Source organism: Plastoroseomonas arctica, assembly GCF_018128965.1.
GTDB lineage: Bacteria > Pseudomonadota > Alphaproteobacteria > Acetobacterales > Acetobacteraceae > Plastoroseomonas > Plastoroseomonas arctica.
Map to the genome: position 1 here is coordinate 141,471 of NZ_JAAEDH010000006.1, position 16,804 is coordinate 158,274.

Genomic DNA, 16,804 nt, shown 5'->3' on the forward strand with positions numbered 1-16,804 from the left:
CCGCCGCTGACCTCCCAGCCCGAACCAAAAATCAAAAAAGAAGAATGGGGGTTTGGGGGAAATTCATTTCCCCCATGCTGTCGTCCGAACGGCCTTCCGCAATAGTATAGCCCGCCCCTGCATCCCCATTCTTCCATCCTGGATACGGGAGCCAATGCGATGGCGGGTTGCGGGCATCATCACGACACGACCTTCGACGGTGTGTCCGCCGACTATCGGCGTCGGCTTTGGCTCGTCATTGCCATCAATGCCGGCACGTTCGGCGTGGAGGTGGTGGGCGGCGCGCTGGCGGGGTCGCTCGCGCTCCAGGCGGATGCGCTGGATTTCGCGGCGGATGCGGCGACCTATGGGTTGTCCCTCGCGGTGATCGGCGCGGCGGCGGCCATCCGGTCGCGCGCGGCGATGGCGAAGGCGGTGAGCCTGTTGCTGATGGGGGCCTGGGTGTTCGGCGCGACGGCCTGGGCGGTGTTCGGCACCGGCGTGCCGCGGGCGGACATCATGGGCGGCATCGGCGTGATGGCGCTGGCTGCGAACCTGCTGAGCGTGCTCGTGCTGGCCCGCTACAAGGATGGGGATGCGAATGTGCGGTCCGTCTGGCTGTGCTCGCGCAATGACGCGATCGGCAATGTGGCGGTGATGCTGGCGGCGGTGGGCGTGTGGCTGACGGGCACGCCCTGGCCGGACCTGGTGGTGGCGGGGATCATGGCGGGGCTGTTCCTGACCTCCTCGGTCTCGATCCTGCGCCAGGCGAGCCGGGAGCTGCGCACGGGAATCGTCGACCCGCACGCAGGGCACGCTCATTAGAATTTGGCCATGCGCCCTGCGCATGACCGCCACCGTGGACCGGTTTCGCCCGCGGCGCTGGTTGCCGCCACCTTTCGCCTGCGCCATCTTCCCGCCGGATTCGGACTGTAGCGCGCCCGTCATGAGGATTGCCCGGTTATGGGCGTCATGACGGTCGCGCCACGGATGCGCGGGACAACACAGAGGATTTGCAGGCCATGGCCGTGAAGGTCGCCATCAACGGGTTCGGGCGCATCGGGCGCCTGGTGCTGCGCGCCATGATCGAGAGCGGGCGGACGGATGTGGAATGCGTCGCCATCAACGACCTCGGCTCGGTCGAGGCGAATGCGCATCTATTCAAGTATGACAGCGTGCATGGCCGCTTCGACGGCACCGTGACCGTCGAGGGCCAGACCATCACCATCACCCGCGGCGGGCGCACCTATGGGCCGATCACGGTCAGCGCCCAGCGCGACCCGTCGCAGGTGCCGTTCCAGGGCGTGGATGTGGCGCTGGAATGCACCGGCATCTTCACGAGCAAGGAAAAGGCCGGGGCGCTGATCAAGGCCGGTGCACGCAAGGTGCTGATCTCCGCACCCGGCGAGGATGCGGACGCGACCATCGTGTTCGGCGTGAACCACAAGGCGCTGACGCGGGACATGACCATCGTGTCCAACGCGTCCTGCACCACGAACTGCCTCGCGCCCCTGGCCTATGTGCTGGACAACGCCTTTGGCGTGCTGCGCGGCTACATGGTGACAATCCATGCCTATACCGGCGACCAGAACACGGTCGACACGCTGCACAAGGACCTCCGCCGCGCGCGCGCCGCGGGCGTGTCCATGATCCCGACCAGCACGGGCGCGGCGAAGGCCGTGGGCCTGGTGCTGCCGCAGCTGAACGGCAAGCTCGACGGCACCTCCATCCGCGTGCCAGTGCCGGACGTGTCGGTGGTCTCGCTCGACGTGAACCTGCGCACCGAAGGCGTGACGAAGGACATGGTCAACGCCGCGATGAAGGCTGCTGCCGAGGGCGAGCTCAAGGGCATCCTCGACTACACGACCGAACAGCTGGTTAGCGTGGACTTCTATACCAACCCGGCCAGCTGCACCTTCGATGCGACGCAGACGCAGAGCCTCGATGGCGGCGCAATGGTCCGCGTCATGGGCTGGTACGACAATGAGTGGGGTTTCTCGAACCGCATGAGCGACACCGCGGCCTTGTTCGGCAGCCTCTGAACCCCAAAGCCTGAGATCGAGTGGATAGAGATGCCGCAGTTCCGCACGCTGGACGAGCTTGACCCGCGCGGGCTGCGCATCCTGCTTCGCGCCGACCTCAACCTGCCGGTCAAGGATGGCCGGATCACCGACCGCACGCGGATCGAGCGGCTCGTGCCGACGATCAAGGAGCTGTCGGAGAAGGGCGGCCGCGTGGTGGTGTGCAGCCATTTCGACCGGCCCAAGGGCAAGGTCGTATCGGAGATGTCGCTGCGTCCGATGGTGGAGGCGCTCGCTTCGGCGCTGGGCCGGCCGGTCGGTTTCGCCGAGGACTGCATGGGGCTGGTGGCGGAGTCCGCCGTCGCGGCGCTCGCCGATGGCGACGTGCTGCTGCTGGAGAACACCCGCTTCCATCCCGGCGAGGAAGCCAATGACCCGGCCATGGCGGCGGCCCTCGCACGGCTTGCCGACGCCTATGTGAACGACGCCTTCTCCGCCGCGCACCGCGCGCATGCGAGCACCGAGGGCGTGGCGCACCTGGTCCCGAGCTACGCGGGGCGCCTGATGCAGGCGGAGCTGGAGGCGCTGGACGCGGCCCTGGGTAATCCTGCACGCCCGGTGGTCGCGATCGTGGGCGGGGCCAAGGTCAGCACCAAGCTCGACCTGCTGGGCAATCTGTCCCGCAAGGTGGACGTGCTGGTGATCGGCGGGGCGATGGCCAACACCTTCCTCGCCGCCCAGGGCCACGCCATGGGCAAGTCGCTGCAGGAAGCGGAGATGCACGACACCGCCCTGCGCATGCTCGCCGAAGCGGCCGAGGCGCATTGCGAGGTGGTGCTGCCGGTGGACCTGGTGGTGGCCTCCGAGTTCGCGGCGCACGCGTCGTCCCGCACCGTCGGCATCGATTCCGTGCCGGAGGGCATGATGGCGCTCGACGTCGGGTCCGAGACGGTCGCGATGGTGGAGCAGCGGCTGCGTGGCGCCTCGACGGTGGTGTGGAACGGGCCGTTCGGCGCGTTCGAGATCCAGCCCTTCGACGCCGCGACGGTCGCGGTGGCGGCGACGGTGGCCGGGCTCACCACCTCGGCAGGGCTGAAATCCATCGGCGGCGGCGGCGATACCGTGGCAGCCCTCAAGCACGCGGGCGTGGTGGAGCGGATGACCTACGTGTCGTCGGCCGGCGGTGCCTTCCTTGAGTGGCTGGAAGGCAAGACGCTGCCGGGCGTGGCTGCACTCACGCGGGACTGATTCAGCCGCACGCCAGCTTCGTTGCCTGTCGGGGTGGCGGTGTGGCAGTCCACCGCAATCGCCCGGAGGCAAGGTCGATGCCGAATATAGCGACCATCGAGGTGAAGGCGTTCGTGCCTTCGCGGGATTTCGCGTTGTCGAAGCGCTTCTATAACGATCTGGGCTTTGCCATCGCCTGGTCGCACGACCACGTCGCGGAGGTCCGGCATGGCGAGGCGCGGTTCCTGCTGCAGAACTTCTACAATGCGGAGCACGCCGCCAACTTCATGATCCACCTTTTTGTCGCGGACCTCGACGCTTGGTGGGACCACGTGCAGCGCTAAGGCATCGCGGCCCGATACGGCGTCCACACCGCGGCGCCCACCGATCACGGGACCACGCGCGACTTCATCCTCGTCGATCCGACCGGCGTGTTGTGGCGCATCGGCCAGAAGACCGCTCCACCACGCGACCACGCACAGGGGCCCTGAAGCCGCGTTGCGTTACGCGCGTGCCGGGATCGAATCCGCCTGCCCCATCGCGGCCAGCGCCGCAGACACGATCTGCGCCGCGTTCAACCCGGCCTCGTCGTACTGCTTCATCGGGTTGTTGTGGTCGATGTAGCGGTCGGGCAGCACCATCGGCCGCATCTTCAGCCCGGTCTCCAGCAGCCCCGCCCAGGCGAGGTGCTGCATCACGAAGCTCCCAAAACCGCCGACCGAGCCTTCCTCCACCGTGATCAGCACCGCGTGCTCGCGCGCGAGGCGCTCGACGAGGACGGTGTCGAGCGGCTTAGCAAAGCGCGCATCGGCCACCGTGCAGGATAGCCCGCGCGCGGCGAGGTCCTCGGCCGCCTTGAGGCATTCGGCCAGGCGCGTGCCATAGCTCAGCAGCGCGATGGAGGTGCCTTCCTTCAGCACCCGTCCGCGCCCGACTTCCAAAGGTGTCCCGCGCGCCGGCAGAACCAGGCCCAACCCCTCACCGCGTGGGTAGCGGAAGGCCGAGGGACGGTCGTCGATCGCCGCGGCGGTGGCCACCATGTGCATCAGTTCCAGCTCATCGGCGGCCGCCATCAGCACCATGTTCGGCAGGCAGCCCAGATAGGCGACGTCGAAGCTGCCGGCATGGGTCGCGCCATCCGCACCCACCAGCCCGGCGCGGTCCATCGCGAAGCGAACCGGCAGCTTCTGCAGCGCGACGTCATGCACCACCTGGTCATAGGCGCGCTGGAGGAAGGTGGAATAAATCGCACAGAAGGGCTTCATCCCCTCCGTCGCCATCCCGGCGGCGAAGGTCACCGCGTGCTGCTCGGCGATGCCCACGTCGAAGGTGCGCTTGGGGAAGCGCTTTCCGAAGCTGTCGAGACCGGTGCCCGAGGGCATCGCGCCGGTGATGGCGACGATGCGCTCATCCGCCTCGGCTTCCGCGATCAGCGCATTGGCGAAGACCTTGGTGTAGGAGGGCGGGCCGGGCGGGGCCTTCACCTGCTCGCCGGTGATGACGTTGAATTTCTGGACGCCGTGGTACTTGTCGGCGGATTGCTCGGCGGGACCGTAGCCCTTGCCCTTCTGCGTCACGACATGGAGCAGGATCGGCTCGCGCTCATCGGCGTCGCGCAGGTTGCGCAGCACGGGAACCAGGCTGTCGATGCTGTGGCCGTCGATCGGGCCGACATAGTAGAAGCCCAGCTCCTCGAACAGCGCGTTGCCGGTGATGACACTGCGCGCGTATTCATCGGCGCGCTTGGCGACACGCTCCAGCGGGCGCGGGAAGCGCTTGGCCAGGCGCCCCATCATCTCGCGCATCGACAGGAAGGGGCGCGACGAAATCAACCGCGACAGGTGGTTGCTCAGCGCGCCCACGGGTGGGGCGATCGACATGTCGTTGTCGTTGAGGATGACGATCAGGCGCGACTTGCGCGCGCCGGCATTGTTCATCGCCTCATAGGCCATGCCTGCGGACATCGCGCCGTCGCCGATGACGGCGATCACGTTGCGCTCCTCGCCCTTCAGCTCCGACGCCACGGCCATGCCCAGGCCCGAGGAGATGGAGGTGGAGGAATGCGCCGCGCCAAACGGGTCGTATTCGCTCTCGCTCCGCCGCGTAAATCCCGACAGACCGCCGGGCTGGCGCAGCGTGCGGATGCGGTCCCGCCGCCCTGTCAGGATCTTGTGCGGATAGGCCTGGTGCCCGACATCCCAGATCAGCCGGTCATGCGGCGTGTCGAACACGGCATGCACCGCGACGGTGAGTTCCACGACACCGAGCGAAGCGCCCAGATGCCCGCCGGTGACGGAGACCGCGTCGATCGTCTCCGCGCGCAGCTCGTTCGCGACCTGCTTGAGCTGGTCGAGCGAGAGGTTGCGCAGATCGGCCGGCTCGCGGACCCGGTCGAGCAGGGGGGTTGCGGGACGGGTCATCAATTCCTCCGCTCGATGGCGTATTGGGCGAGGGTGCGCAGCAGATCGGCGCGTTCGCCGAAGGGGGCGAGGTGGGCCTGGGCCTGGTCCACCAGGCGTTCGGCATGGGCGCGGGCGCGCTCCAGGCCCAGGGTGCCGATCAGCGTCGCCTTGTTCAGCGCGGCATCCTTGCCGGTGGCCTTGCCGGTCTGGTCGGGCGTCGCGGTGGCATCGAGCAGGTCGTCGGCGATCTGGAAGGCGGCACCGATCTCGCGGCCATAGGCGGCGAGCGCGTGGCGCTGCGCCGAGGGCGCCTTGCCCAGGATGGCACCCGCCTCGGCGGAAAACTCGATGAGCTTGCCGGTCTTCAACAATTGCAAGCGACCGATCGCAGTTTCATCGAGGGGAGATGTGGCGAGTTCGGCCAGGATGTCCAGCATCTGCCCGCCGCACATGCCGCGCGGCCCGGCGGCGCGCGCGAGGCACCGGCACAGCTCGGCGCGGACCCAGGGGTCGGCATGGGCGTCGTCCTCGGTCATGGCGAAGAAGGCGTTGGCCTGCAGCGCGTCGCCGGCGAGGATGGCGGTCGCCTCGTCGAAGGCGATGTGCAGCGTGGGCTTGCCGCGGCGCAGCGCGTCGTCATCCATGGCCGGCAGGTCGTCATGCACGAGCGAATAGGCGTGCATCATCTCGATACCGGCCGCCACACGCAGCGCGGCGGAGCGCCCGACGCCGAACTGGCGCGCGGATTCCAGCACGAGGAAGCCGCGCAGCCGCTTGCCGCCGCCGATGGTGGCGTAGCGCATCGCCTCGAACAGCCGCGCCTCGTCGCCCTCGACAGGCGGGAGCAGCATATCCAGGGCTTCATCGATTTCCTGGGCCGCTTCGGCCATCGCTTCGGAGAGAGTCATCAGCGGCACATCATTCGACGTCCCGCAGCGTGATGCCGCCCGGGCCCTCGGTGATCGCCTGCACCTTTTGCTCGGCCTCGGCGAGCTTGGTCTCGCAATGGCCTCGCAGCGCCGCACCGCGTTCATAGGCGCGGACCGATTCCTCGAGCTTGCCCTGGCCACCCTCGAGGGTCTTCACGATGGCCTCCAACTCGGCCAGCGCCTCCTCGAAGCTGAGCCCGGCAACTTCGGCGGGCTTCGTGTCAGGCAAGGCCATCTGGATCGCTTCCAATAGTGTCAGGTCTTCTTAACACGTAACCAAGCAGACACACGGCGCCGGGTCCAGAACTGCCTTGCGTCACGCGTCGCGCAGCGCCCGGACATGGGCGGCCGCCGAAGTGGCGAGCGCGTCGAGGTCATAGCCGCCTTCGAGCAGGCTGACGACATGGCCCTGACAATGCCGCTCCGCGATCACGCAGATTTCCGTGGTAAGCCAGGCGAAATCCTCCTCCAGCACCCGCAGCTGGGCGAGCGGATCGCGCGCGTGGGCGTCGAAGCCAGCCGAGACGATGACCAGCCCCGGCGCGAAGGCGTCGAGCGCGGGCAGCAGATCGCGTTCCCACAGCGCCCGGAATGCCGCGCCATTGGCCCCGCCCGGCAGCGTCCCGTTCACGATGTTGCCCACCCCGGTCTCCGACACCGCCCCGGTGCCGGGGTAGAGCGGCCATTGGTGGGAGGAGATGTAGAGCAGGCTGGGATCGGCCTCGAAGCAGGCCTGGGTGCCGTTGCCGTGGTGCACGTCGAAATCCACCACCGCCACACGCGCCACCCCATGCGCCACCTGGGCGTGGCGCGCCGCGATCGCGGCGTTGGAGAACAGGCAGAACCCCATCGGCTGGCTCGGTTCGCAATGATGGCCCGGCGGGCGCACCGCGCAGAATGCGCGGCGGATGCCGCCCGCCAGCACCGCATCCACGGCTGCGACGCCGGCACCGGCGGCGCGCAGCGCGGCCTCGGCGCTGCCCGGCGACATCAAAGTGTCGGCATCCAGCGCGACGCGTTCGTCGGGCTCGGGCGTGATCCCCAGGATCGCGTCGATGTGGCGCGCGGGATGGATGAGCATGAGCTGTTCGCGCGTCGCCCGTGGCGCCTCGTCGCGCACCAAGTCGGCGAATTCCTCAGCGTCGAGGGCGGCGAGCACGGCGCGCAGGCGGTCGGGACATTCGGGATGGTAGGGACCCGGATCATGCGCGAGGCAGGCGCGATGGGTCAGCAGCAACACGCTCATGGGCCGGACGTTCCCTCTCAGGAGGCCGAGCTTACCGGCTCCTCGCGCTTTTTCAGCACGAATCGGAACTTGCCCTGCGCTTCGCTGAACGCCACGAGAGCGTGGCCGGTCTCCCGGCTATAGGCATGGAAATCCGCGACACTGGCAGGGTCGGTCGCGAGCACGGTGAGACGGTCCCCGGCGGCCAGGCTGCGCAGCGCCTTGTTTGCCTTCAGCACCGGCAGCGGGCAGGTGAGACCTTGGACATCGAGGGTTGTATCAGCCATGGCGCTATATTCCACCATGGCCGGTCCCGGCGCAAAGGAGAGGGTTGGCATGCGGCTCGGCGTGGATCTCGGCGGCACGAAGATCGAAATCGTGGCGCTGGCGAAGGATGGGTCGGTGATGCTGCGGGAACGCTGCGCGACACCCACGGGCTATGACGAGACCGTCGGGGCCATCGCCGGGCTGGTGGAAGCCGCCGAGGCGCGGCTCGGCCTGCGCGGCAGCCTTGGCCTGGGCATTCCCGGCAGCCTCAGCCCGGCGACCGGGCTGGTGCGCGGGGCGAATTCCCAGGCGTTGAACGGCCGCCCGCTGCGCGAGGACCTCGCGCGCCGGCTGGAGCGCGCGGTGCGCATCTCCAACGACGCGAACTGCCTGGCGATGAGCGAGGCGGCCGATGGCGCGGGGGCGGGGTTCGACACCGTCTTCGCGGTCATCATCGGCACCGGCGTCGGCGGCGGCATCGTCACGCGCGGGCGCATCCTGGACGGGCGCAACATGGTCGCCGGCGAATGGGGCCACACGCCGCTGCCCTGGGCGACCGCTGCCGAGCATCCGGGCCCGACCTGCTGGTGCGGGAAGCCGGGGTGCCTGGAGACCTGGCTCTCCGGCCCTGCGCTCGCCGCCGACGCCGATGGCCCGGGCGCGCGCGATGCCTCGGCGCTGCCGGCGCGCGCGGCGGCGGGGGACCAGGTGGCGGCGGCGGCGCTCGCGCGGCACACGGACCGGTTGGCGCGGGCTCTGGCGATGGTGGTGAACATCCTCGACCCGGACGTGATCGTGCTCGCAGGCGGCCTGTCCAACATGGCGCATTTGTACACCGAGTTGCCGCGGCTGATGCCACGCCACGTCTTCTCCGACCACGCGGAGACGCCGGTGCTGCAAGCCATGCATGGCGATTCGAGCGGCGTGTTCGGTGCGGCGCGCCTGTGGGATTCGGATTGACGCGGGCGGCCCTCGCCGGCGCGGCCTATGGCCTGGTCCTGTTCGGGCTGAGCTTCGGGCTCGGCGCGCTGCGGGTGATGGTGGTCGCGCCCCGCATCGGGGTGGTCGCCGCGACGGCGCTGGAGGCGGTACCGATGCTGGCCGCGATGGCGTGGGTGGCGCCGCGCCTCGCGCATTGGCAGGCCCTACCGCCACGCGGCGCCGGTCGCATCGCGATGGGCGGCATCGCGCTCGCGCTGCTTGTGGGCGTGGAGATCGGCCTCGGCGCGGTGTTGAACGGCGCGACGCCGGATGCCTGGGTCGCCAAATTCGCCACGCCCGAGGGCATGATCTACGGCGCGCTGCTGCTCGCCTTCGCGGCCATGCCATGGCTGCGGGCGTGATGGGCGCGCTCTGCCGCGACTGCTTCTGGACCGGCGCGGCCGGTGCGACCGGCGCGGCTTGTGCGACCGGCGCGACCGCCGCCGGCCCCTGCCCCGTCTGCGCCGGCCGGCGGGTGGTGCGCCATGCCGAGGTGCTGACCCTCGCCCTCGCTCATGTCGATTGCGACGCCTTCTACGCCAGCGTCGAGAAGCGCGACCGCCCAGAACTGCTCACCCGCCCGGTCATCGTCGGCGGCGGCACGCGCGGCGTCGTCGCGGCCTGCTGCTACATCGCCCGCACCCGCGGCGTGCGCAGCGCGATGCCCATGTGGAAGGCGCTCGCCGCCTGTCCCGATGCCGAGGTGATCCGCCCCGACATCGGCAAGTACGTCCGCGAGGGCCGCCGCATCCGCGAGCTGATGGAATCCCTCACGCCCATGGTGCAGCCGCTGTCGATCGACGAGGCGGTGCTCGACCTGCGCGGCACGGAAGCGCTGCACGGCGCGCCACCGGCCGCCGTGCTCGCGCGCTTCGCCCGCCGGGTGGAGCAGGAGGTCGGCGTCACCGTCTCGGTCGGGCTCGCGGCCAACCGGCTGATGGCCAAGCTCGCCGCCGAACGCGACAAGCCGCGCGGCTTCTCCGTGATCGGCGCCGCGGAGGCCGCGGGCTGGCTCGCCCCCCAGCCGGTGGGGCTGCTGCCCGGCATCGGCCCGGCGATGGAGAAGCGCCTGGTCGGAGCCGGCTTCGCCACACTCGGGCAGCTCGCCGCGCTGGATGCGCGCGAGGCGGCCAGGCGCTTCGGCGACGAGGGCCCCGCACTCGCCGCCCGCGCCCGCGGCGAGGATGCGCGCAGCGTGGACCCGGCGCGGGGCACGAAATCGGTGAGCGCGGAGACCACCTTCGACGCCGACATGACCGATCTCGAAGCCCTCGAGCGCCCGCTGTGGCGCATGTGCGAGAAGCTGGCCCGGCGGCTGCGGGAGAAGGGGCTCTGCGCCGGCGGCGTGGTGCTGAAGCTCAAGACCGCCGCCTTCGCCTCGCGCACCCGCACCGTGCGGCTGCCGGGGGCGACGCTGCTGCCGGAGGTGATCTTCGCCGCCGCGCAAGGCCTGCTCCGGCGCGAGGCGGATGGCACCGCGTTCCGGCTCATCGGCGTCGGCGCCCAGCCGCTGCTGCCGGCCGACCGGGCCGACCAGGCGGACCTCGCCGACCCCGGCGCGCCGCGGCGGGTGGCGAAGTGGCGCGCGGTCGAGGCGCTGCGGGCGCGCTTCGGCGATGACGCGATCGGCGCGGGGCGGGGATTTCCGCCCAAGCGCTAGCGGTTTGCTCGCCGGATCGTGACGAAAGAGTGACACTCCGATCACCATATCGTTGGCATCTCCTTAGAAGGTCGCTCGCTTGTCCCTGCCTCCTGCCCGCCGCGCGCCATGGTTCGCGTGGCTTCCCGTTCTTTTCGGCCTGATCGGTCTTGCCTCGCCCGCGCGCGCCACGGACGCGGTGTCCGAATGGGCCGCGGTGGTGGACCGGTTCGATCATGGTGACATGAGCCGCTACACCATCTCCATCATGTTCCCCGCGATGCATGACGCGCTCAACGCCATCCAGCCGCGCTATGCGCGCTGGAACCCGGCCGCGCCCGACGAGCCGCGCGGCGCCGGCGCATCGCCCGAAGCCGCGGTCGCCGCCGTGGCGGAGACGGTGCTGGCGGGTCTCGCGGAAGGCAGCGTGGCGGAGCGCGCGGCGCTGCTCGCCACCGCGCTCGCCCGGGTGCCGGCGGGCGATGCGCGCGAGCGGGGCCTGGCCCTCGGGCGCAGCATCGCGCTCGCCGCGCTGCGCCGGCGGGAGGCGGATGGCTTTGCGCCCTTCGTGCAATTCTCCTCGGCGACGCGGCCGGGGCGCTGGCGCCCGACGCCGCCGTTGTTCGGCCAGGACGTGGTGCCGACCAGCACGCCGCTGCTGTTCTCCCCCATGGCCGCCGCCGCGCTGACCCCGCCGCCGCCGCCGCTGGGCAGCCCGGTCTATCTGCGCGATGTCGAGGAGGTTCGCCGGGTCGGCGGCCGCGCCAATGCGGAGCGCAGCGCGGCTGAGGCGGCCTCGGCGGCGTTCTGGGCCCAGCAGGTCTCCCATCGCGGCTTCGTCGACGCCGTGGTCGCGCTGCTGGATGCGCGCCCCGCACCCGATGGGCTGTGGGGCACCGCACGCGGGCTCGCGCTGCTCTCGATCGGGATGGATGATGTCGGCGTCATCATCTGGCAGGCGAAGGAGCGCTACAGCGTCTGGCGGCCGGTGACCGCGCTGCAGGAGGGCGGCTTCGGCGTCGCTCCCGACCCGGAGTGGATGCCGCTGGTGACGACGCCGGCGTTTCCCGAGTACCCTTCCGGCCACGCAGCGGATTGCGCCTTCGGCGGTGCGCTGCTGACCGCGCTGTTCGGCGACGGCGTGCCCTTCACCTACCGCTCGCTGGGCACGCGCGCGATCCTGTCGCAGCGCTTTGCGTCCTTCCGTGCGGCCGCGGCGGATTGCTCGGCCTCACGCATCTGGGGCGGGGTGCATTTCCGCCACACCGAGGAGGTGTCGGAGGCGATCGGCGCGGCGATCGCGCGCGAGGCGCTGCGGCATCTGCAGCCGGTGGGCGGGCGCGGCCGCTGAGGCTGAGCTAAGGGGCGTAGAAGCCGTAGATCGCCGCGTAGCGCATCCGCGCCACTTCGCCTGACGTGCAGGCGCCGGGGGGTGGGGCGCCACCCACCGTGTCGAAGCGGCGGATGAAGCCCACGCCGCGCAGCTGCCCCGGCGTCTGGTCGGGCGTGGCGCGCAGCAGCAGCCAGGGGATGGCGCCGGCCACGGGCGCAGGCGCAGAGCCGGCCACCACGCCGGTCACGCGCGAGCCATCGGCGAGCACCCAGTGCGGCCCCGCACCGTGGGTCCCGAGTTGGCGGCCATTGCCTTCGAACAACGCCGCCTCCGGTGCCTGGAACACCCAGACCGGCCGGCCCTCGCGCGCCTGGCAGGCGTAGATCTGCACGCCGTCGGCGCCGAGGTCGAAGAGATGCGCGCTGCCCGCCGGCGGCGCCACCTGCGCGATGGCGAGGCTGGCGGCGAGGGCCAGCGGCACCGCGCCGAGGATCGATCCAAGCGCGTGCCGCATGGCTTTAAGCTCCCGTCGTCAGGCCTTGGCTTCCTTCACCGCCGCCTTGGCGGCCGCGACCATCAGCCCGACCTCGTTGGCGATGGTGACGAGCTTGAAGCCCTTCTTGATCATGCGGTTCGCGTAAGCCGCGGTGCCGTTGTGCAGCCCCGCGGAGATGCCGCGTGACGCGCATGCGGCGAGCAGCTTGTCGTAGATCTCGAGGATGAAGGGGTCCTCGACGTCGAGCTTCGGCTCCTTGCCATAGGAGAAGCTGAGGTCGGACGGGCCGACATAGATGCCGTCGATGCCGGGGACGTCGAGAATGGCGTCGATGTTCTCGATCGCCTGCTTGGTCTCGATCATCGGGATGACCAGGATCTCGTCATTGGCGGTCTTCTGGTAGCCGCCGGACGAGCCATAGGCACCGGCGCGGATCGGGCCGTTGGAGCGCGTGCCGGCCGGCGGGTACTTGGAATACTGCACCAGCGCGCGGGCTTCCTCGGGTGTGTTCACCATCGGGCAGATGACACCGTAGGCACCCGCGTCGAGCACCTTGCCGATGATGCCCGGCTCGTTCCACGGCACGCGCACCATGGGCGTGACGCCGGAGGGCTGCATGCCCTGGAAGCAGGCCACGCAGGAGAGGTAGTCCTGCACGCCGTGCTGCATGTCGACCGTGACGGAATCCCAGCCGCACTGGCTGTACATCTCGGCGGAGAAGGCGGAGGGGATGGCGAGCCACCCGTTCACCACGGCCTTGCCGGATTTCCAGGCTTCCTTGACCTTGTTTGCCACGTGTTTTTCCCCTCGGGTGTTCTTGGATGTCGCGCGACGCTAGGCCGCGTGCCGAACAGCGTCAAACACGCGGACTTTACGCAACGGGGCCTTCGCGGCAGGGTCGTGCGCATGGCGGATTGGGCGGTCGCTTCGGAAACCGGCGTGCTGACGGACGTGCTGCTCTGCGCGCCGGACCATTATCGCTGGCTGCCGACCAACGCCATCGCGCGCCGCACCCTGGCGGAAACACGCCAGGTGCCGACCGCCGCACAGCTTGCCGCGCAGCATGGCGAGCTGACCGCCGCGCTGGAACAATGCGGCGTCAGGCCGCACTGGCTGCGCCCGGCGCCCCACCTGCCCTACATGGTCTACACGCGCGACCAATCCGTGATGACGCCTTGGGGCCCGGTGCTGTGCCAGTTGGAGCGGCCGCAGCGGCGCGGCGAGTACGCGGCGCTGCTGGACTTCCACGCCGGCGGCTTCTGGCGCCTGGCGAGCGCCGGCACGCTTGAAGGCGGTGACATCCACATCCTCCGCCCGGGCCTCGCCGTGGTCGGCGCCTCGGGCGGGCGAACCGATGATGCGGGCGCGGAAGAGTTCGCCGGCTGGCTGCGCGAGCAGGGCTGGGAGGTGCGGGTCGAGACCTTCGACGAACATTTTCTGCATCTCGACGTGCTGTTCTGCATGGCCGCCGATGGGATCGCCGTCGCCTGCCGCGACGTGCTGGATCCTGGTTTTTTGGCCTGGCTCGCGGCGCATGGCATACGCTGCCTCGATGTGCCGTACCGCGAGGCGATGGCGCTCGGGTGCAACATCCTTGCCCTTGGCGAGGGTCGGGTGATTTCGGCGCGCGAGAGCACGCGCCTGAACGCCGCGCTGCGCGCCGAGGGCTTGACGGTGCTCGACCCCACGCTCGGCCTGTTCGCGCAGGGCGGCGGCGGGCCGCATTGCCTCACCGGGCCGCTGCGCCGTTTGGAAAGGATTGTTGGGTGAACAGCATCACGCCGCGCCCCGTCGATACCGTGATCTCGGCGGCCCGCGACTTCCTCGGCGATCGCATCAGCACGAACAACGCGCTGCGCGAACAGCACAGCCGCGGCGAGGACACCACCACGCCGACGCTGCCCGATGCCGTGGCCTTCGTCGCCACCACCGAGGAGGTCAGCCGACTGCTGACGCTGTGCCACGCCCACGGCGTGCCGGTGACTGCCTTCGGCGCCGGGACTTCCCTCGAAGGCCATGTGAACCCCGTGCGCGCGGGCATCTCGCTCGATCTCAGCCGGATGACCGCCGTGCTGGAAGTCAATGCCGAGGACATGGATTGCCTGATCGAGCCGGGCGTGACGCGCCAGCAGCTCAATGACCACCTCCGCGACCAGGGGCTGTTCTTCCCGGTCGATCCGGGCAGCGTCTGCACCATCGGCGGCATGTGCGCGACGCGCGCATCGGGGACCAATGCGGTGCGCTACGGCACCATCCGGGAGAATGTGCTGGGCCTCGAAGTGGTGCTCGCCGATGGGCGGGTCATTGATACGGGCGGGCGCACGCGCAAGGCGGCCAACGGGTATGATCTGACGCGGCTGATGATCGGGTCCGAAGGGACGCTCGGGATCATCACGAAAGTGCGGCTGCGCTTGCACGGCATTCCCGAGGCGACCAGTGCCGCCGTGTGCCAGTTCCCCACGCTGGCCGCGTGTGTGGAGACGGTGATCACCACGCTGCTGAGCGGCATTCCCATGGCACGCATCGAGCTGCTGGACGAGGTGCAGATGGGCGCCTGCATCGCCTATTCGAAGCTCGAAGGTTTTTCCCCCACGCCGACCCTGTTCCTCGAATTTCACGGCACGCCCGCCAGCGTCGAGGAACAGGCGCGCGCGGTGGAAGCGATCGCCGCCGATTGCGGCGGCACGGGCTTCGCCTGGGCTACCGATGAGCAGGCCCGCAAGAAATTGTGGCAGGCGAGGCACGACGCCTATTGGGCGGCGATCGCCATGCGCCCCGGCGCGCGAGGGATCGCGACCGATGTCTGCGTGCCGATCTCGCGCCTGGCCGAGGCGCTGCTGGGTGCCAAGGAGGATATCGAGGCCTCCGGCCTGATCGCGCCGATCGTGGGCCATGTCGGCGACGGCAATTTCCACACGGTCATCCTGGTGGACCCGAACGACCCGCAGGAATTCGAGCGCGCCTGGGCGCTGGACAAGGCCATCGTCGCGCGCGGCCTGGCGCTCGGCGGCACCTGCTCCGGCGAACACGGCGTCGGCTTGGGCAAGCGCGAGTTCCTCGAACAGGAGCATGGCGCCGAGGCGCTGGCGGTGATGCGCGGCATCAAAGCGAGCCTCGACCCGAAGGGCATCCTCAACCCGGGGAAGATGTTCCGGAACTGATCGTGCTAGCCTCGCTCCAGGCCCGCAAAGAGGCCGAGGAGGAGAGACACCATGCCATCAACCCGTCGCGGCGCGCTTGGCGCCGCAGCCGGACTGCTTGCGCTGACATCCGCCGCGCGTGCGCAGCCGGTGGAGCGCTACCCCGATCCCGCCGTAATAACGCTCGACCCGTCCTTCAACCGCTACCGCATCGGGCTCGCGAGCGTGGAGCGGCTGTGGACCGGGGCGCGCTGGAGCGAGGGGCCGGCCTGGTTCGGCGACCAGCGCTGCCTCATCTGGTCCGACATCCCCAACAACCGCCTGCTGCGCTGGTCCGAGGCGACCAACCGCGTCGACGTGTTCCGCAACCCGGCGAACAATGCCAACGGCAATACGCGCGACCGCCAGGGCCGCCTGATCACCTGCGAGCACCTCACGCGCCGCGTGACGCGCACGGAGTATGATGGCTCCATCACCGTCATCGCCGACCGCTTCGACGGCAAGCGGCTAAACAGCCCCAATGACGTGGTGGTGTCCTCCGATGGCAGCATCTGGTTCACCGATCCGCCCTTCGGCATCCTCGGCTTCTACGAGGGCGAGATGGCGACGCCGGAACTGCCCACGAACATCTATCGCGTCGATGGCCGCACCGGGCAGATAACCGTCGCGACCGGCGATATCGGGCGACCGAACGGCCTGGCCTTCAGCCCCGACGAGACGAAGCTCTATGTGGTGGAAGCGGCTGCGACGCCGCGCGTCATCCGCGTGCTCGACGTGGATCTCGCGAGCGGCCGCCTATCCAACAATCGCGTCTTCTTCCAGTGCCGCGACGGCGAGACGCCGGACGGGTTCCGCGTCGATGTGGATGGCAATCTCTGGTGCGGCTGGGGCATGGGCACCGCGGAATTGGATGGCGTGCGCATCCTCAACAAGGATGGCGGGGCGATCGGGCATATCCGCCTGCCGGAGCGCTGCGCGAACCTCGCCTTCGGCGGACGGTTCCGCAACCGTCTGTTCATGCCAGCGAGCAAGTCGCTTTATGCGGTATATGTGAATACGCAGGGGGTGACGGGTGGGTAAGAAAGACTGGGGGAAAAGAATTTCCCGTCGAACGTATACGTTCGACCCCCAATCTTTCATTTTTATCTGTTGGGTGCTGGCTGCG

The 16,804-nt window shown here is 69.6% G+C and carries 18 protein-coding genes; 11 read left to right on the forward strand and 7 right to left on the reverse strand.

Translation table 11 applies throughout. From position 1 onward, the window contains the following. Positions 1-159: 159 nt before the first annotated feature. The 4 genes from GXW79_RS07520 (at position 160) to GXW79_RS07535 (ending at position 3,571) form a co-directional block, all read left to right on the forward strand. Complete coding sequence (locus GXW79_RS07520; protein ID WP_211873733.1) at positions 160-804, forward strand: cation transporter; 645 nt, start codon at positions 160-162, stop codon at positions 802-804. A gap of 197 nt (positions 805-1,001) precedes the next feature. Beyond that, the gene (gap, locus tag GXW79_RS07525; RefSeq protein WP_211873734.1) at positions 1,002-2,021 is read left to right on the forward strand and encodes a type I glyceraldehyde-3-phosphate dehydrogenase; all 1,020 of its coding nucleotides are present in this window, start codon (positions 1,002-1,004) and stop codon (positions 2,019-2,021) included. 30 nt (positions 2,022-2,051) lie between these two features. After that, on the forward strand, positions 2,052-3,248 hold the full coding sequence (locus tag GXW79_RS07530; RefSeq protein ID WP_211873735.1) for a phosphoglycerate kinase: 1,197 nt from the start codon (positions 2,052-2,054) through the stop codon (positions 3,246-3,248). A gap of 77 nt (positions 3,249-3,325) precedes the next feature. Beyond that, the gene (locus GXW79_RS07535) at positions 3,326-3,571 is read left to right on the forward strand and encodes a VOC family protein (protein ID WP_211873736.1); all 246 of its coding nucleotides are present in this window, start codon (positions 3,326-3,328) and stop codon (positions 3,569-3,571) included. A gap of 159 nt (positions 3,572-3,730) precedes the next feature. On the opposite strand, the gene dxs is transcribed toward GXW79_RS07535, so the two are convergent. The 5 genes from dxs to GXW79_RS07560 all read right to left on the reverse strand — a co-directional run bounded on the left by dxs (position 3,731) and on the right by GXW79_RS07560 (position 8,070). Then, positions 3,731-5,647 (reverse strand): 1-deoxy-D-xylulose-5-phosphate synthase, encoded by a 1,917-nt coding sequence (gene dxs, locus GXW79_RS07540; RefSeq protein WP_211873737.1) that lies wholly within the window; start codon positions 5,645-5,647, stop codon positions 3,731-3,733. Beyond that, entirely contained in the window at positions 5,647-6,537 is an 891-nt protein-coding gene (locus tag GXW79_RS07545; RefSeq protein ID WP_246503796.1) for a polyprenyl synthetase family protein, read from the reverse strand. Before GXW79_RS07545 ends, dxs begins: the two co-directional genes overlap by 1 nt. Before the next feature lie 10 nt (positions 6,538-6,547). Beyond that, positions 6,548-6,793 carry an exodeoxyribonuclease VII small subunit gene (locus GXW79_RS07550; RefSeq protein WP_211873738.1) on the reverse strand — a complete coding sequence of 82 codons (246 nt, stop codon included), beginning with the start codon at positions 6,791-6,793 and terminating at the stop codon, positions 6,548-6,550. An 81-nt stretch (positions 6,794-6,874) separates the two neighbouring features. Further along, positions 6,875-7,804 carry a histone deacetylase family protein gene (locus GXW79_RS07555; RefSeq protein ID WP_211873739.1) on the reverse strand — a complete coding sequence of 310 codons (930 nt, stop codon included), beginning with the start codon at positions 7,802-7,804 and terminating at the stop codon, positions 6,875-6,877. 17 nt (positions 7,805-7,821) lie between these two features. After that, positions 7,822-8,070 (reverse strand): sulfurtransferase TusA family protein, encoded by a 249-nt coding sequence (locus GXW79_RS07560; RefSeq protein ID WP_211873740.1) that lies wholly within the window; start codon positions 8,068-8,070, stop codon positions 7,822-7,824. A 49-nt stretch (positions 8,071-8,119) separates the two neighbouring features. Between GXW79_RS07560 and GXW79_RS07565 the strand changes: the two genes are divergently transcribed. The 4 genes from GXW79_RS07565 (at position 8,120) to GXW79_RS07580 (ending at position 12,021) form a co-directional block, all read left to right on the forward strand. Next, positions 8,120-9,010 carry an ROK family protein gene (locus tag GXW79_RS07565; protein WP_211873741.1) on the forward strand — a complete coding sequence of 297 codons (891 nt, stop codon included), beginning with the start codon at positions 8,120-8,122 and terminating at the stop codon, positions 9,008-9,010. Next, entirely contained in the window at positions 9,007-9,393 is a 387-nt protein-coding gene (locus GXW79_RS07570) for a hypothetical protein (RefSeq protein WP_211873742.1), read from the forward strand. Before GXW79_RS07565 ends, GXW79_RS07570 begins: the two co-directional genes overlap by 4 nt. Then, positions 9,393-10,691, forward strand: coding sequence for a DNA polymerase IV (locus GXW79_RS07575; RefSeq protein WP_211873782.1), 1,299 nt, complete (start codon positions 9,393-9,395; stop codon positions 10,689-10,691). Before GXW79_RS07570 ends, GXW79_RS07575 begins: the two co-directional genes overlap by 1 nt. Positions 10,692-10,914: 223 nt before the next feature. Next, a complete protein-coding gene (locus tag GXW79_RS07580) occupies positions 10,915-12,021 on the forward strand; it encodes a phosphatase PAP2 family protein (protein WP_211873743.1) in 1,107 nt (368 codons plus the stop codon). A gap of 7 nt (positions 12,022-12,028) precedes the next feature. Here the strand turns inward: GXW79_RS07580 and GXW79_RS07585 are convergent, their stop codons facing one another. Further along, entirely contained in the window at positions 12,029-12,517 is a 489-nt protein-coding gene (locus GXW79_RS07585; RefSeq protein WP_211873744.1) for a DUF3455 domain-containing protein, read from the reverse strand. Between the two features lie 18 nt (positions 12,518-12,535). Next, positions 12,536-13,294, reverse strand: a complete 759-nt coding sequence (locus GXW79_RS07590; RefSeq protein WP_211873745.1) for an HpcH/HpaI aldolase family protein — start codon at positions 13,292-13,294, stop codon at positions 12,536-12,538. 111 nt (positions 13,295-13,405) lie between these two features. Here GXW79_RS07590 and GXW79_RS07595 point away from each other — a divergent pair, with 111 nt between their 5' ends. Genes GXW79_RS07595 through GXW79_RS07605 form a run of 3 tightly spaced genes read left to right on the forward strand, consistent with a single transcriptional unit; the run spans position 13,406 to position 16,719 of the window. Beyond that, positions 13,406-14,269, forward strand: coding sequence for a dimethylarginine dimethylaminohydrolase family protein (locus GXW79_RS07595; protein ID WP_211873746.1), 864 nt, complete (start codon positions 13,406-13,408; stop codon positions 14,267-14,269). Further along, entirely contained in the window at positions 14,266-15,660 is a 1,395-nt protein-coding gene (locus GXW79_RS07600) for an FAD-binding oxidoreductase (RefSeq protein ID WP_408901546.1), read from the forward strand. Before GXW79_RS07595 ends, GXW79_RS07600 begins: the two co-directional genes overlap by 4 nt. Before the next feature lie 51 nt (positions 15,661-15,711). Continuing rightward, a complete protein-coding gene (locus GXW79_RS07605; RefSeq protein WP_211873747.1) occupies positions 15,712-16,719 on the forward strand; it encodes an SMP-30/gluconolactonase/LRE family protein in 1,008 nt (335 codons plus the stop codon). Positions 16,720-16,804: the final 85 nt, after the last annotated feature.